Genomic DNA, 13,658 nt, shown 5'->3' with positions numbered 1-13,658 from the left:
CTAGCTAATCCGGTCACTGACCTGAACCCTAGTAAGCACGAACCGGTCCGCAGGCAGCGCGGGCATCCGGCTCCGATCAATCTCCAGCTTCTGCTCCGGCACATCAAAAGCGAGGCATGCCGTCAGCATGCGCAGCGCGAGCTTCATCAGCGCAAGGGTGATCGCCTCGCCTGGGCAGCGATGATGCTCATAATGATTGCCCCCGCCTTGGGGCACGAGCAGAAATGGATCGTACCGGTCTTCGGCAAACCGATCCGGCCGGAACGCTTCGGGATTCCCCCATTCCTGCGCCATGTTGGTACCGTGTAGATCGAGGAGGACGCGTCGCCCAAGCGGGAAGGCCACGCCTTCCCATTGGAATTCCTGCCGGACCCGCGCCATCAGCGCCGGGAAGAAGGGATAGAACCGCCGGACCTCCTGGGTGAAATGCGCATAGCCTTCGGCATCATCCGCTGCGGGAACGGTGGCCGGGTAGGTTTTGACGGCGTGGGCGAGAAGCGCGATATAGACTGAAACCGCCACTGTCGGCCGTATCAAGTTCAGGAGCTCGACCGCCGCGATGCGAGGCCGAAGCAGCCGGCCCGATCCGTCCCGATGGTGCGCGATCGCGTCGAGAGCGGTTCTCTGCGTGAAGGGTCGCTCTCGGCGCACCTCCTTTATGAGGCTCGTAAGCCAATGTTCCAATCGTCTGCGCGCGAAGCGTGCCCGCAAATGCCCGACGCCAAGCGCAGCCGCCTTGTCGAACAGCGCTACTGTGTCGCGAGTGCGCGCCTCAACCAATGGCTCGGACAACGGCACGCCGGCCCAGCTGCACACCGCCCGCATCAGTATGGGCTGGATCGCGCCGTAGAGCGGGACGGGGCCGGCGGCGCTCCAAGCGGGAATGGCCTCGAACCACTGGCGCTCGACTAGGCGCGCCAACTCATCAACATTGCCAGGCGTCATGAACGACATGAAGAGTGCCTTGCGTCGGCGATGCGTCGCTCCGTCAGAACCCTGGACGCCACCTTTGCCGAGCAGCGTCGCCTGTACCGGCTCCGGCATGGCGCCCGTCCTAACAAAACGGCTCTCGTCATAGAATAAGGCGGCTGCTCGCGGGCCGCGCATGCAGGTGGTGCGGCGGAGCAGGAGCCGCGCCTCGAAGAAATCGCAACCGAGACCGTCGCAGGTGCGGCGGACATAGTCGTAGGGAGCTTTGAGCAGCGCCGCGGTGATATCTGAGTTTGGTCCGCGTGGCGCCTTCATTTCCCTGGCTCGGCCGCCGTGGCACTGCCCGGGGTGTCGCCGATTTCGGATCGGGCTGGATCGGGAAGAAAGACGAGCAACAGCAAGCCGGTAAGGATGAACGCATCGGCAAGGTTGAAGGTGGGCCAGTGCCAACCTTCCCAGTGAAGGTCGATGATGTCACGTACCGCGCCCAGCCTCGCTCGGTCGATAATGTTGCCGAGCGCACCGCCGAGTATGGTGCCGAGCGCGGCCTGTCGCAGCAAGCCGTGCGACGCTCGTATGAGGATCAGGATCCACACACAGATTGCGACGGCAATTCCGACCAACAGCAAGGGATGCAGCGCTGTTGCCAGCCCGAAGGCGATGCCAGAGTTGGTGCCGGCGGTGATCCCGAGAAACGGGTTCAGCTCGAGATCGCCATTGTACGCCACATAAGCGAAGGCTTGCGTCTTCGTCAGTTGGTCGGCCGCAACAGCCGCAATTGCCGCCGCGAACGCTGCAGAAGCGCGCCGTGGAGAGGACGGCGGTTGCAAGGGCTCCTCAGCGCCGCGCGGGGCCGTGGGCAGATCTGGCCACGTCATCGCGGACCGGCTCCCCCCCGCACCCCTCCTCGATCTTGCCTCCGGATCATGCCGGCCGGCCGATTGAAACCACCTGGGCGGAGCGCTGTTGAGCCACTCGCCGATTGTACCAGAAGCCGAACAGCACTGCGGCCAGCATGAACAGCTGCGCGAGCACCGACTGAACAGTGGGCGTGAGACCAAGCAGGTCGATCCGAGGGACAACTGCGAGCGGCCGCACGTCTATCAGCCCCGCTTCCTGAAGGGCCGATACGCCCTTGCCTGCGAGGATCACGGCCAGGACGGCGATGAGCGCGGAGCTGTAGGTGAAGAACTTCGCAATCGGAATTTTCTGGCTGTAACGAAGCATGGCCACAGCGATCACTGCAAGCAGAACGATGGCCGCGAGCGCTCCCGCTGCGACAGCGCCCGAATTTCCCTGGCTCCACAGCGTCGTGTAGAAGAGAACTGTTTCGAATACTTCGCGATAGACGACGAGGAAGGTCAGCCCAAAGAGGAACCAGGCAGACTGCTTGGACAACGCCTTGCTGAGCCGCTCGTTGATGTAGCGCTGCCATGCCCCGGCCTGGGCTTTCCCGTGCATCCAAATCCCGACGGACAGAAGTATGACCGCCGCGAAGATCGAACCGAAGCCTTCGGTCAGCTCGCGGCTCGCCCCGCTTACGCTGATCAGATAGGTCGCCGCAGCCCAGGTTGCTACGCCAGCCACCAGCGCTGCGATCCATCCGCCATGAACATACCTCAAAACGTCCTCACGATCGGCCTTCCTGAGGAACGCGATCATCGCAATGACGAGAAGGAGCGCCTCCAATCCTTCGCGAAGGAGAATGGTGAAGGCACCCAAGAAGCTTGATGCAGTGCTGGCCTTATCGGGGCTGAGCTGAACCTCGGCGTCGGTAAAAAGCTCCTGTACTACCGCGACCTGCGCGCGCACCTCGTCCACCGACGCGCCGCGACCGATGCGGGCGCGCAGCTCGGCCATCGCCCCTTCGATACGCCTCATCAGCGAAGCATTACGCGCGGTCAGAAGCGGCTCAACCGGCTCGAAGCCGTCGAGGTAGGCCGAAAGCGCCAGATCGGTTGCTCTGGCCCGCCTGCCGGCTTCGTAAGCGGCGAGCGCTTCCTGGAGCCGTTCCTTGGCCAGACTGAGCAAGCCTTCCGCCCCGGAAAGAGCCTCTGGATTGCCGCGCAAGTAAGCCGTGACAGCCCGCGCCCTCTCAGCCCCCAACTCCTGCTCGAGCTGCGCCGGCGTCATGCCGGCCAGGGCAGTCATGTTCGGGACGAAGCGGCGCGGTGCATCCTCGCTCGACCATGCCGCCTCCCCCGTTCGAGCGAGCTCCTCTGGATATGCGTAGCGGCCGACGTGGAACGCCAGCGCCCATCGATCATCTGGGCTGAGCTGCGCGAAGGACGGCATGGCGGTGCCCTCGAGGCCCTGCTCGATTACCTGATAGAGGCCGAAAAGGCTCCGCTCACGCGCGCGCGCCTCGTCAGTGAAGTCGATCGGTGGCGGGTCCATGCCGCTTGCCGCCGCGCCTCGCCCATCGCCCGTCGATCCATGGCAGCTGGCGCAGTTCTGAGCATAGAGCGCTGCGCCTCGGTTCAAGTCAGGCAGGTTTGATGGGGCGAGCGGGACCGGGTAAGCAGCCAACAGGACTCGTCCCAGCTGCCGGGCCGACGTGGCGATGCTTTCCGGAGCCGCCTTCGCCGCGATAGCTGCTTCAAGGCGGGTCGCCCCCTGGAGAAGACTCGCCCGCGCCTCGGATTGCGGAAGCTCGCCGAGCCGCTGACGCACGCTCGCGGAGAACTCCACCATCTCGACGTATTCGGCCTCATTCACCACTTGTCCGTCGGAGACCGCGCCTGCGTAATCGACTGCGATGTAATCGAGGAGGCGCCATATGGTCTGCGCAGGCGCCGTCTGCGCGCGAGCGGGAGCGGCGAGGGCGCAGCCGACCAGAAGCGCCAGGACCAGCGCCCGGAAGTAACGGAAGGTCGTCATGCCGTTGCTCGCAACTCGCCGCGAGCCTCTCGGATGATCTCCCACGCCGACTGCAGAAAGATCACGGCGATCACCGCCGCGACGATGATGTCCGGCCAGGCGCTATCGAGCCAGAAGACCAGCCCCGCGGCCGCGATCACTGACACGTTGTTGATGGCGTCGTTACGCGAGAACAGCCAGATCGCTCGTGCTTGCGCATCGCCGCCCTCGCGGAAGCGGGCCAGGATCAAGGCCGCGGTCACGTTTACGATCAGCGCGGCGATGCCGATGCCCCCCATCAGCTCCGGGTCCGGCGGGATGGCGTTCAAAGCGCGCCAGATCGCCATGGCGATGACCGCGAGGCCAAGAATTCCGAGAAAGAGCCCTTGTGTCATGGCCACGCGCGCGCGCGTGGACGCCGCCCACCCTAGAGCTAACAGACCCACGAAGGTTATGGAGCCGTCACCTAGAAAGTCGAGCGCATCGGCCTTCAAGGCTTGGCTGTTCGCGAGAAAGCCGCCGGCGAGTTCGACGATACCGAAGCCGACATTGAGGATGACCACCCACCACAGCGCGCGGCGGTACGCAGGATCCGTTTCCGCTCTTTTGGTGTCTCCGGTGCAGTCGCAGCCATCTGATTCGTCGTCAGTCATTCCTGACCCCTACAACCTCCAGCCACTGGAGGATCAAGGTGTTTCTGCGAATGTTTCGCATCATGTCGACGAAGGTCTTGTCGACTTGAAGAGGCTGATGGCGCCAGTGGCGGTGGGCACGATGGCCCGAGGCGCAATGACTGCCTCGCCATAGTCGGAAAGAATGCGTTCCAGCACTCCGTCCGCATTCGGCTGCGTGTCCGCCCTCCCATCGAGCGTCTGGACCGTCAGGCGAAACAGCGCGCGCATTTTGGGCGACCGCGTCAGCGGCGGTGGGGGCAACGATTTTGTCGGACCGCAGCGAAGCGAAGGGGAGGCAAAATGGTGGGGCCCCGCCGTCCTTGACGCGGGAGCCGCAAGGCCATCACCCTAGACGATCCGTGAGCCAGGACCATTCCCAACCTCTCGGATGAAGCGCCCGCAAACGAGCTTCGCAAAAAGTGCTTTCCTACACCCCTGCAGGCACAGCAGAGTGGAGCACGGAGGCATCAGGGAGGGACGCGAAAGGACCCCGCTAATGCCGACGAAACGAAGCGCCATTGATGCGCTCAGGAAGCTCGAAGCCGACAGGCAAGCTCTCGACGAGCGGCAACGCGAACTGGAAGAGAAAGCCGCTCTCGAGCTGGGGCAGCTGATCCTTGGATCAGGTGTCGAGGCCTTCTCGAGGAAAGGCCTCAGACAGGCCAGCGAGATGCTCGGCAAGCTCGGTGAAGCCGAAGCGCTCCGGCGGCTGGGAAGCGAACCGGCTGCATCCGGTCGCAGCGGAACGCCCGCTGGTTCCTGAACAACACGAGAAGGAGCCCTGCCGCGCTTGCGGCAGAGCCCCTTCCTGGTCGCCGGTTGACTGATGACGTCAGTCGATCTCGGGCGCGTCGCGGTTGTCTCCGTCGCCATCCCTGGCGTTGCCGCGCGAGAGGAAGTCGACCTTGTCTGCCAGGATCTCGCAGCCGTAGCGCTTGACGCCTTCCTGGTCTTCCCACTGGGTGTAATGAAGCCGGCCCTGAACCGAGACCAGCTGGCCCTTGGTGCAGAACTGTCCGACGGTCTTGGAGAGGCCGTTGAAGCAGGTCACGCGGTGGAATTCGCTGTCCTTGGCGGTGTAGCCGTTTTCATCCTTGTAGGTCTTGCCGTCCTTGTCGCGCGCGGGGCGGTCGGTGACGACGGTGATGCCGGTGACGGAAGTTCCGCCCTTGGTCTCGCGGGATTCGGGATCGCGGGCGAGACGGCCGGTCAGGATTACGAGATTGGTCATGTGACTGGTCCTTCGGTGTGCCAAACCGGAAACCATTTCCGGCTTGCGAACATCCAGAAGAAGCAGGGCATGGGAGGACTGCACCGCAGGGCGCGCCCGCGCCCAAGGGAAACGCTTTTGCAAGGGGTGGTGCGGGCAGGCAGCGCAGCTGCCAACACGGCCCGAAGGCAAAGGCGTTGCCGGCCTCAGCTGGCCTGATTCAGGACTGTTCGCGAAGAAGCCGGATTGGGTTCGGGTGGCCTGGCGAAGGCGCACCGAACGCCGCTCTCCTATCCGCCCGGTCCCTCGCCCTCACTAGCCGCCAGCAGGTCCATGAAATTGCGGGCCGCCTCGCGGTCGTCAGCATCTTTGAACGCCGCCTCAAGGTCAGGCGCGGAGCCAAGCATGTGAAGCAGCGCCCACAGGGCAAAGCGCTTGCCGCGGTCCTTTTCGAGGCCGAGATCGACCTGGCAGCGCTCCAAACCCGTCGCCAGCACGTCGGGGCTTACCGCTGCAAGATCGGTGGATGAGAAGTAGCGTCGAAGCAGATCGTCGAGGTCCATGACGAAGACATAGCGTCATTTCGCGGAGTCTGAACCCGGGCATTCGGGACAGCCGCGTGAAGTGCACGATAGAGTCGCGGTATGGCCGGCGCGGCCGTGGTCGCTGGATGCGCGGCTTCGCCAAGACCAACCAGTCTCTAAGCGGCGAGAGCCTGCGCCGGAACTATGTGCCCGGCCTCATCATCGTGCAGCAGTCGCCCGGCATCGTGCATCACAGCGTTGATCCATTCCGGGCACCAGCTGTCGCAGAACTCCTTCTCACTGCGTACCTCGGACCCGAACAGGCGCTCCAGCTTCCATAGGAGTGCGGAGCGATCCGTCGCGGGCATGAGAAGCAGGTCGCGCTCCCGATCGCACATCACGTTGCAAAGTCGCTCGACCTCATCGCTAGCCGCGTCGTACCCGAGCCGCTCCTGCGCGCCCTTGTGGTCGAGCCATGCCTGCCGGACTTCGGCGGCTTTGGTGCGGAACACAGCGGATATGTGATCGTCCCATGCATGCAGATCGTTGGCGGGGACCTGATAACGGGCCTTCTGCCCGCTCTGCGCCACGACCTCGAACCAAAGGTCAGGCCGAGGAGAGATCCGGTCCAGTTCATCCGCAAGCGGCTGCCAGACGACTGTATCGAAGCGCTCGAAATCGGATCGTGCCGATTGGTAGGCCGACATCGCGTCATCCCAAAGGCTAGTGGCGGTCGGGCCGCGAACCGCGGCGATTGTTGCATGCATATTCATTCAGTTTGCTCCTGTTTCCGGCGCTCCTGTGGTTGGCGCTGCGAAAGAGGAAATGAGGACGGCGGATTGCGATCGGGTTTCCGAAATGGCGCAACAGCGGGTGAATTGCCTCGCCTCCAGTCTTCCGGTGCGCACAAGGGACTCTTGCACGCCGAGGCCACTCCAAAGATGCGGGACACTCAGGCAGCGGTCTCCTAGCCGCCGCAGCGCATTCGAAGGGCGTGGCCTCAGCCAGCGCCAGGCTTAGTGCCCAGCGAACCGCGGCGATCGACCACCGTAATGCGGCGTGCCTTGGCTTCGATGACGAGACGCTCGGTGACGCCATTGCCGGGAAAGGCGATCACGTAGCGCGGGGCCATCGCCAGCATCTGCTCGTTGCGCTTGAACCCGGCCCGGGCACCCAACCTGCGATCGAGACCGAAGGTCAGTTGCTGTACCTCGTGGCGTTCGGCCCAGGCGGCTGCAAGCCGATCGGCGCCCTTGCCGTCGCCGCCATGGACGAGGAGCATATCAGGCACCTGCTCGCGCACTCGGTCGAGCGTGGCCCAGATGTTGTTCGCATAGCTCGTCGCTTCGTCGGTCGTGGCGAAGCTGGCGCGGCCTCCGGCGAAGACCACGGCGGTGCCTTCGGGCGTGAGCGCGGCGCGCCGACGTTCTGAGCGGACCTTTAGGAAATCGCGCGCATCGATGACCGCAGAGGTGAGGTTCTTTCCGTGCGCTACGCGCGACCCCGTCATCGGCTTCCAGGATGCCCCGGTCTCTTCGCGGTAGAGCATCGCCGCGACCTCGCGCATGTGCTCGAAAGCGAGCATGCTGGCTTCGGAAGCCTGCGCGCGCTCCACTTGCTCTTCGAGGTTGCTCGAGTGGACTTCCGAGCCATCAGCCGCCGAAAGCAGCGCACGGATCTCGTCGCTCGCGCGATCGACCTGCGCAGACTTGCGGGTCGCCGTGCGGTGGAAGAGATTGACGAAGCCCCAGGCGATGTCCTCGGCGTCGGCCTCGAGCGCGGTGTCGGCGAACAGGGCGAACAAGTCCGACCAGACGGCCGAGAGGGTCTGCTCGCTCGCCTCTTCGGCGGGAAAATCTGTTTCGTTGAAAGGTGCGGGTTGAACCGAAAAGCCGGTCAGATCGAGTCCGGCAAGCTGGGCGGTGAAGCTGTCGTACATGGGTCATTCCTCCTGAGCGAAGGCGACAGCCGCAGGGGAAGAGAAGTTTCCTGCGGCCTGTTCGCCGGGCCCAAAAGGGACCGGGTCGAGGGGGCCGCCGCACCGCGCAGCGGGAAACCCCGCAAGGCAAGGCTGGCGCGGGCCACACGGGCCGCAGCCTTGCGCGGGTTGCGGCGGAACCGGACCGGTCCAGGGCCCGCGCGAGCGAACAGGACAGGCAGGAAATCAGACTCCGGCAGGCCGCGCAAAGAGGGACTACGCGAGTCGAGCTTCAGCCGAGCGAAGGCAGTCCGAACCGCTCGGCCGTGAATTCCAGCACCTCGCCGGAAGGAAACGCAGCCAGTGCAATGAGTCGCCGGCCTTCGAGGCGCAGGTGCCAGCCGCGTCCGTGATCGGGCTCGGCCCTGGCAAAGCACGCGGGATCGAACAACGCGAGATTGATCCCCTGCGGGTCGCGCGCCGAAGGCGAGCGGATCGCCTGTCCACCCGCGGCACGAGCAGCTTCGGCGAGATCCTGACACGCCGAATAGTCGGCCGGGTCGATCCAGCGTTCGCTTTCGCGCGACAGCGGCGGCCGCGTGGTATCGAGCAGCCGGGCAATCGAGACAGGAACGGAGAAGCTCAGGTGTTCGCTCGTCCGGTTGCCCGGAAGAAAGCCCGGTGAGCGGCTGATGAAACGGAGCCGCCAGTAGGCGGTCTCGGTGATCGCGGTCTGCTCGCTTTCGCTGGAATAGAAGATGCCGGGCCGCTCGTTCGCACGCCGAAAGCGGCTGGCCACGCCGTGGCCATAGCGAAAGGGCGAGGCGAGCAGGTAATGAAGACCGCGCGCTGACTTGGGCAGATCCGGCTTGGCTGCATCGGCGAGCTCCTCGAGCCGCTTCTGGCCAGCGAGATTGGCGGCGAGCCGGTTGGTCGAGATTCGGTGCTGCGCTTCGACCACGCGCCAGACGGTCCTGCGGTAGCGGCGCAGCTCAGACGCGAGCGCGGTGGGCGTCCACATAGTCGCAAACCGTCATGAGACCCTTGAAGCTGTCGATCAGCTCAAGGGGCCGCGCCTCGAGGTCAAGATTTGGGGTCGCGAGCCAGGCTCGCGCAGCCAGATCGTCGCTCCCGAGCAGCGCGTCGAGCGAGCGGAACAGGCGCAACAGAAACTGGCCGGCTTCGAACGACTTGCTGGCCGGATCGAGCTCGGATTTGCCCGCGCGCAAGCGCGAGATGGTGGCCTGAGACAGCCCGAGAACCGCACCAAGCTTGGCATTGGTCAGGCCCCAGAACTCCGCAATTCTGGCGATTGCGGTGGTCAGGGTCTTGCCATCTCCCTCCTCGACTTCAGCGGCTCTCGTTGCCATCGGCGCATCCTTTCATGTGCATGATATAGCACCAAACTACTCATTTGAACAGTCCTGCGCTCAAAGATGGCCTCGCCATTCGAAAACCGCCCAATTATGCGTAGCTCACCGAATATCGCTTCAAAGCGGCTCGCTACCTGTGAAAGCCAGCGCTGTGCCCGCCCGGATCGCGGGTGATAGGCATCGGCATCCCAGTACCCACCGTCGTCGCGCTCGACGAGCCAGATGGCGACAAGGCCGCAATAGGTAGAGATCCCGCAATCGGCAAAGGCGTTGCGCAGCAGGATGCGGTCTTCGCGGCCGCGCCACCCGTCGGAGGGTTCAAGAGAAGGAAAGGTGCTGCGCGCAGTCTCGATGATTTCCTCGACCAGACACTCGTATTCCCATTCCCAATCATCCTCGCGTTCGATCTCCAGAGTGCGGAAGGCGACGATCGCGCCGGGCGGATAGCTGACAGAGCGTCCCATCATGCACGCCCTTCAGGCCGCTTCGGCGGGATCGGCTGTCGCAGCCTCGCTCCCCGCACCCGAACGCCCTCCCAGTCTCAGGATGAGGCTCGCAGCCTCTTCTGCTTTGGCAGCCGCGGTCAGGATGGCGCGATCGTCGGATTTTAGAAGCTCGAGCCAATGCGCGATGTAGCTTGCATGATGATCGAGATGCGCGACCGGCAGGCCGAGTTCGGCGCCCAGGATCGCGGCAGACAACTCCGCCACCAGTTCCTCGGCCGCGTAGGACTCGCTTCCAAAGCGATTCTTGAGATTCCGGCTGAGGCGAGAGCCATGCCCGGTCCAGTGCGAGAGTTCGTGCGCCAGCGTTGCGTAGTAGTGATCGTAGCCATCGAACAGCGTCGCCGGCGGCATCGTAATCCTGTCCAGGACAGGCTCGTAGTAGGCTTCGGCCCCCTGATGCCGAAGGTCGGCGCCCACATCTGAAAAGAAGGTGTCGAGCCGCTCTTCCCGCCCGGCAGGTTCGACTGGTTCGAGTTCATGCTTGGCACGATACATTTCGGGCAAGTCATTGCACTGGTCGGCGTTGAAGACCGCATAGGCCTTCAGGACACGCCGCTTCTCGGTGCCATCTTCGCCATCTTCGCGCTCCACCTGCTTGTCGTAGCTCTTGTAGAAGATCGCGATCGTCGATTTCTCGCCCTTGCGAACCTGCCCACCGAGCTTCTGGCACTGCTGGTACGTCATCCAGTAGGGCGACAGGAACCCGGCAGCATCGGCGATCATCCAGAGCCAGAAGGTGTTCATGCCCCGGTAGGGCGTGCCGCAACTGCGCAGGGGTCGTGATACCGGAACCCCGCGCCATGGCTTTACCCATGGTGTGGTTCCCAGCTCGAGTTTCTCGATAATCACAGAGGTGATTTGCGCAGCAGGGGATTGCCCGCCGCTGCGGCGTTTGAACTTGGACATGAGGTGTCTCCCGATTGCCGGAACGAGGTTGTCCCGTGGCAATCAGAAGAAGCCTTCTTTCCTCTCATCTGGACGTCGTGTCAGCTTTGCGCTCTGCGACGAATAGTGCGGAGAGACCGTAGATCTCGCCCATGAGTCGCATAGGTGCGGCCGGCGTCCTCCGTCTCGAGCGGAGCGGCGCGGGGAATATCTGCTATCCAGCTCCGCAGCATCCGGACGGCGAACCAGACTGTTGAGCTTCCTGGATCGGCGGACACGGAACATCTGCGAAGGAGCAGAAGACGCAGCAATCGCCCGAAAGCGGTCTGAGCTTCACGCCGCAATGGCGGCAGTCGTAGAAAAACCAGCAGGCATCGGTCGGCATTGTTTCGACTGAGGTACCCGCGCACTTGGGACATGTGATGGTAGAGGTGGTCTGCATCACGCGCCGCTCAGCACGCGCATCAGCGGCTGCTCGATGAAACCCCACAACGCGCTGATACCGACGATCACCGTCGCACCCACGAGCATCGCCAGCGTGGCTCGACTTGGCGCCGGCACAGCGCAGTCCGCATCAGCAGAGCAAGCGCGATGCTTGCGCAGGTAGAGCATCCACCCCGCAATGATCAGAACCGAGGCGATAATTGTCATCGGCCAGTGGTAAGGGACGAATACAGCGAAACCGGCTGCTCCGATCCCTAGTCCGGCGAGCGCAAGAGGAAGCACGCAGCACGCAGCAGCAGAGAACAGGGCGGTCAAGCTGGCCGCCGTTCCCACGGCAGCGACGCCTCGCTCGGGTCTCTGCAGTCGGATAACGGAAGGGGCACTTCGATCAGTCAGGTCTCGTCTCCAGCGCGATTCGGCGCTATGTGCCACCTGTAGTCGCTACAGGATCAAGGAGTTTCTGCGTGGGCGGTCTTTCGATAGGCCAACTCGCCCGCCGCACAGGCGTGCATATCGAGACAATTCGCTACTTCGAAAGAGTTGGCCTCCTCACCGAGCCCGACCGAACCGAAGGCGGCCACAGGGTCTTTACCGACCAGCATGTCAGGGCCCTGAGCTTTATAAAGCGGGCGAGGGAGCTTGGCTTCACGCCTGGCGAAGTGCGCGCCATCCTTGAACTGGGCGGCCCCGAAGAGGCGTGCTGCGACGAAGTTCGCGAAATCGCGGTTCATCATCTGGACCAGGTCAGGCGCAAAATGGCGGACCTCGAGCGACTGGAGCGGCTGCTCGCCTCGACGGTCGAGCGCTGTTCGGGTGGGCACGTGCCCGACTGTCCGGTCATCGACATGCTGGATGGCGTTTCCCCCTAGAGCATGTAGCCTACGTCCGATGCCCCGGTAGGATAAGCAAACATGGTGCTCTTCAGATCATTGGCGGTGAGGTTGTGCCGGATAGCCAGGGCGAAGATGTTGATGACCTCGTCCGCGTGAGGACCGACGAGGTGCGCACCCAGAATTCGACCCGTGCCTTCCTCGACCAGCGTCTTGTATCCGTAGACCGGCTCGGCAAGCCGCCGCGCCGTGTACCAGCGCGAAGCGCGCTCGCATTTCAACCGGAATTGCGCTCCCGATCTGCGCGCCTCGTCCTCGCCCATGCCCACAGCTGCAATCGGCGGAAGCGTAAAGGCGACACTCGGCACGCCCCGATAGTCCAGCGTTCGCTGGTTGCCTTCGAGCAGGTTGCCCGCGACGACCTTCGCATCATGGCTCGAAACAGGCGTCAGCGGCGGTCCCTGCTGGGCAGCATCGCCGGCCGCATATACTGCCGGGTTTGTCACGCTTTGCAGGTACTCGTTGAGTTTGAGCCGACCTTGAGCGACAGCAACGTCGGCGGCTACGAGGTTCAGACGGTCGAGTGCAGGGGTACGGCCGGCGGCGTGAACGACCAGGTCGGCCTCCACAGCGATCCTGTCGTCGCCCCTTTCGCCATGCACGACAAATCCGCTGTCTTTGCGCTCGATCGCAACGACAGTCGTATCGGTCAGGACTTGCACCCCGATACTGTCGAACGACTCCGTCAACCAGCCGACGAGCTCCGGCTCGAAATGCGTCAGCATGCGCGAACCGCGCTGGATCACCGTCACCTTAGCGCCAGCGCGTGCCGCAATGTTGGAAAACTCCGCTGCAATGTAGCCGCCGCCGACCAGGACGATCCGCCGTGGCAGTTGCTCCATGGCCAGGAAGAACTCGTTGTCGACCAGATGATCCTCACCTGCGATCCCGAGCGGCACGGGAGCGGCGCCCGAGGCGATCAGAACATGACGGCCGCTTAACTCTGCTGCATCGACCTTGAGTGAGTTCGGGCCGGTGAACTTGGCCGCACCGTGAAAAGTGTCGATGCCCTTATCGCGGTAGCGGTGCTCGTGCTTCTCCGGCACGGGATCGGTAAAGGTGCGCTTGAAACCGATCAATTCCGGCCAGTCGATCCGCAAATCACCGTCGACGCCGTGTCCGCTCATCCGGCGCTCCGCATCGATGACCTCCGCGCCCGAGACGAGCATCTTCTTGGGGTCGCAACCGCGCAAGGCGCAGGTGCCGCCAAACGGCTTCTCGTCGATGACAGCAACCGTCCAACCTGCATCGCGGACCCGCATCGCTGCGACCATTGCCGCCGTGCCCGTGCCGATGATTATCAAATCGTAGTCCATTTGCGCGCTCCTCAAGAGGAGAACGATGCTGTAGCTGATACAGGTTCCCCAAGGGGATCAACGGCCGTGCGCTGCGGTGTCGACCCCGTTGACATTCATTGCGCTCGTTGATTGCGGGTGAGCTCGAAG

At 63.6% G+C, this 13,658-nt stretch carries 17 protein-coding genes and 1 pseudogene; 2 read left to right on the top strand and 16 right to left on the bottom strand.

Annotation, left to right across the window (positions count from 1 at the left end; all coding sequences use genetic code 11):
* Genes E0504_RS02690 through E0504_RS02670 form a run of 5 tightly spaced genes read right to left on the bottom strand, consistent with a single transcriptional unit; the run spans position 1 to position 4,691 of the window.
* On the bottom strand, positions 1 to 1,245 hold the full coding sequence (locus tag E0504_RS02690) for a cytochrome P450 (RefSeq protein ID WP_131621710.1): 1,245 nt from the start codon (positions 1,243 to 1,245) through the stop codon (positions 1 to 3).
* Positions 1,242 to 1,808, bottom strand: coding sequence for a signal peptidase II (gene lspA / locus E0504_RS02685; RefSeq protein ID WP_131621708.1), 567 nt, complete (start codon positions 1,806 to 1,808; stop codon positions 1,242 to 1,244). The genes E0504_RS02690 and lspA overlap by 4 nt, the downstream gene beginning before the upstream one ends.
* Before the next feature lie 46 nt (positions 1,809 to 1,854).
* On the bottom strand, positions 1,855 to 3,810 hold the full coding sequence (locus E0504_RS02680; RefSeq protein ID WP_131621707.1) for a cytochrome c/FTR1 family iron permease: 1,956 nt from the start codon (positions 3,808 to 3,810) through the stop codon (positions 1,855 to 1,857).
* On the bottom strand, positions 3,807 to 4,442 hold the full coding sequence (locus E0504_RS02675; protein WP_131621705.1) for a cation transporter: 636 nt from the start codon (positions 4,440 to 4,442) through the stop codon (positions 3,807 to 3,809). Before E0504_RS02675 ends, E0504_RS02680 begins: the two co-directional genes overlap by 4 nt.
* Before the next feature lie 60 nt (positions 4,443 to 4,502).
* The gene (locus E0504_RS02670) at positions 4,503 to 4,691 is read right to left on the bottom strand and encodes a hypothetical protein (protein ID WP_131621703.1); all 189 of its coding nucleotides are present in this window, start codon (positions 4,689 to 4,691) and stop codon (positions 4,503 to 4,505) included.
* Between the two features lie 268 nt (positions 4,692 to 4,959).
* Here E0504_RS02670 and E0504_RS02665 point away from each other — a divergent pair, with 268 nt between their 5' ends.
* A complete protein-coding gene (locus E0504_RS02665) occupies positions 4,960 to 5,226 on the top strand; it encodes a DUF6437 family protein (RefSeq protein WP_131621701.1) in 267 nt (88 codons plus the stop codon).
* Between the two features lie 69 nt (positions 5,227 to 5,295).
* Here the strand turns inward: E0504_RS02665 and E0504_RS54020 are convergent, their stop codons facing one another.
* From E0504_RS54020 to E0504_RS02615, 10 genes and pseudogenes are all read right to left on the bottom strand, one after another.
* Positions 5,296 to 5,694 (bottom strand): single-stranded DNA-binding protein, encoded by a 399-nt coding sequence (locus E0504_RS54020; protein ID WP_057883283.1) that lies wholly within the window; start codon positions 5,692 to 5,694, stop codon positions 5,296 to 5,298.
* A 269-nt stretch (positions 5,695 to 5,963) separates the two neighbouring features.
* Positions 5,964 to 6,236, bottom strand: coding sequence for a hypothetical protein (locus tag E0504_RS02655; protein WP_131621699.1), 273 nt, complete (start codon positions 6,234 to 6,236; stop codon positions 5,964 to 5,966).
* A gap of 137 nt (positions 6,237 to 6,373) precedes the next feature.
* Positions 6,374 to 6,970 (bottom strand): hypothetical protein, encoded by a 597-nt coding sequence (locus E0504_RS02650; protein WP_131621697.1) that lies wholly within the window; start codon positions 6,968 to 6,970, stop codon positions 6,374 to 6,376.
* A gap of 227 nt (positions 6,971 to 7,197) precedes the next feature.
* Positions 7,198 to 8,136, bottom strand: coding sequence for a DUF2493 domain-containing protein (locus tag E0504_RS02645; RefSeq protein ID WP_131621695.1), 939 nt, complete (start codon positions 8,134 to 8,136; stop codon positions 7,198 to 7,200).
* 271 nt (positions 8,137 to 8,407) lie between these two features.
* Positions 8,408 to 9,136: an RES family NAD+ phosphorylase gene (locus E0504_RS02640; protein ID WP_057883277.1), complete on the bottom strand. Its 729-nt coding sequence runs from the start codon at positions 9,134 to 9,136 to the stop codon at positions 8,408 to 8,410.
* Positions 9,108 to 9,485, bottom strand: a complete 378-nt coding sequence (locus E0504_RS02635; RefSeq protein ID WP_131621693.1) for an antitoxin Xre/MbcA/ParS toxin-binding domain-containing protein — start codon at positions 9,483 to 9,485, stop codon at positions 9,108 to 9,110. Before E0504_RS02635 ends, E0504_RS02640 begins: the two co-directional genes overlap by 29 nt.
* Before the next feature lie 56 nt (positions 9,486 to 9,541).
* Positions 9,542 to 9,952 (bottom strand): annotated as a pseudogene (locus E0504_RS02630) (hypothetical protein); the annotation flags it as partial.
* Between the two features lie 12 nt (positions 9,953 to 9,964).
* The gene (locus tag E0504_RS02625; RefSeq protein WP_131621691.1) at positions 9,965 to 10,900 is read right to left on the bottom strand and encodes an ArdC family protein; all 936 of its coding nucleotides are present in this window, start codon (positions 10,898 to 10,900) and stop codon (positions 9,965 to 9,967) included.
* 193 nt (positions 10,901 to 11,093) lie between these two features.
* Complete coding sequence (locus E0504_RS53370; protein WP_131621933.1) at positions 11,094 to 11,321, bottom strand: GDCCVxC domain-containing (seleno)protein; 228 nt, start codon at positions 11,319 to 11,321, stop codon at positions 11,094 to 11,096.
* Entirely contained in the window at positions 11,321 to 11,638 is a 318-nt protein-coding gene (locus E0504_RS02615) for a hypothetical protein (protein ID WP_131621689.1), read from the bottom strand. The genes E0504_RS53370 and E0504_RS02615 overlap by 1 nt, the downstream gene beginning before the upstream one ends.
* A 149-nt stretch (positions 11,639 to 11,787) precedes the next feature.
* Here E0504_RS02615 and E0504_RS02610 point away from each other — a divergent pair, with 149 nt between their 5' ends.
* On the top strand, positions 11,788 to 12,192 hold the full coding sequence (locus tag E0504_RS02610) for a helix-turn-helix domain-containing protein (protein WP_131621687.1): 405 nt from the start codon (positions 11,788 to 11,790) through the stop codon (positions 12,190 to 12,192).
* On the opposite strand, the gene E0504_RS02605 is transcribed toward E0504_RS02610, so the two are convergent.
* On the bottom strand, positions 12,189 to 13,529 hold the full coding sequence (locus E0504_RS02605; RefSeq protein ID WP_131621685.1) for an NAD(P)/FAD-dependent oxidoreductase: 1,341 nt from the start codon (positions 13,527 to 13,529) through the stop codon (positions 12,189 to 12,191). The genes E0504_RS02610 and E0504_RS02605 overlap by 4 nt on opposite strands.
* Positions 13,530 to 13,658: the final 129 nt, after the last annotated feature.

Source organism: Parafrankia sp. BMG5.11, assembly GCF_004337455.1.
The sequence above is the reverse complement of the archived record's forward strand: the minus strand, read 5'-3'. Positions and strand labels throughout refer to the sequence as shown.

Excerpts from the sequence above, each read along its gene's own strand:
- E0504_RS02690 (WP_131621710.1), bottom strand. The coding sequence starts at position 1,245 with ATGAAGGCGCCACGCGGACCAAACTCAGATATCACCGCGGCGCTGCTC.
- lspA (WP_131621708.1), bottom strand. The coding sequence starts at position 1,808 with ATGACGTGGCCAGATCTGCCCACGGCCCCGCGCGGCGCTGAGGAGCCC.
- E0504_RS02680 (WP_131621707.1), bottom strand. The coding sequence starts at position 3,810 with ATGACGACCTTCCGTTACTTCCGGGCGCTGGTCCTGGCGCTTCTGGTC.
- E0504_RS02675 (WP_131621705.1), bottom strand. The coding sequence starts at position 4,442 with ATGACTGACGACGAATCAGATGGCTGCGACTGCACCGGAGACACCAAA.
- E0504_RS02670 (WP_131621703.1), bottom strand. The coding sequence starts at position 4,691 with ATGCGCGCGCTGTTTCGCCTGACGGTCCAGACGCTCGATGGGAGGGCG.
- E0504_RS02665 (WP_131621701.1), top strand. The coding sequence starts at position 4,960 with ATGCCGACGAAACGAAGCGCCATTGATGCGCTCAGGAAGCTCGAAGCC.
- E0504_RS54020 (WP_057883283.1), bottom strand. The coding sequence starts at position 5,694 with ATGACCAATCTCGTAATCCTGACCGGCCGTCTCGCCCGCGATCCCGAA.
- E0504_RS02655 (WP_131621699.1), bottom strand. The coding sequence starts at position 6,236 with ATGGACCTCGACGATCTGCTTCGACGCTACTTCTCATCCACCGATCTT.
- E0504_RS02650 (WP_131621697.1), bottom strand. The coding sequence starts at position 6,970 with ATGAATATGCATGCAACAATCGCCGCGGTTCGCGGCCCGACCGCCACT.
- E0504_RS02645 (WP_131621695.1), bottom strand. The coding sequence starts at position 8,136 with ATGTACGACAGCTTCACCGCCCAGCTTGCCGGACTCGATCTGACCGGC.
- E0504_RS02640 (WP_057883277.1), bottom strand. The coding sequence starts at position 9,136 with ATGTGGACGCCCACCGCGCTCGCGTCTGAGCTGCGCCGCTACCGCAGG.
- E0504_RS02635 (WP_131621693.1), bottom strand. The coding sequence starts at position 9,485 with ATGGCAACGAGAGCCGCTGAAGTCGAGGAGGGAGATGGCAAGACCCTG.
- E0504_RS02625 (WP_131621691.1), bottom strand. The coding sequence starts at position 10,900 with ATGTCCAAGTTCAAACGCCGCAGCGGCGGGCAATCCCCTGCTGCGCAA.
- E0504_RS53370 (WP_131621933.1), bottom strand. The coding sequence starts at position 11,321 with ATGCAGACCACCTCTACCATCACATGTCCCAAGTGCGCGGGTACCTCA.
- E0504_RS02605 (WP_131621685.1), bottom strand. The coding sequence starts at position 13,529 with ATGGACTACGATTTGATAATCATCGGCACGGGCACGGCGGCAATGGTC.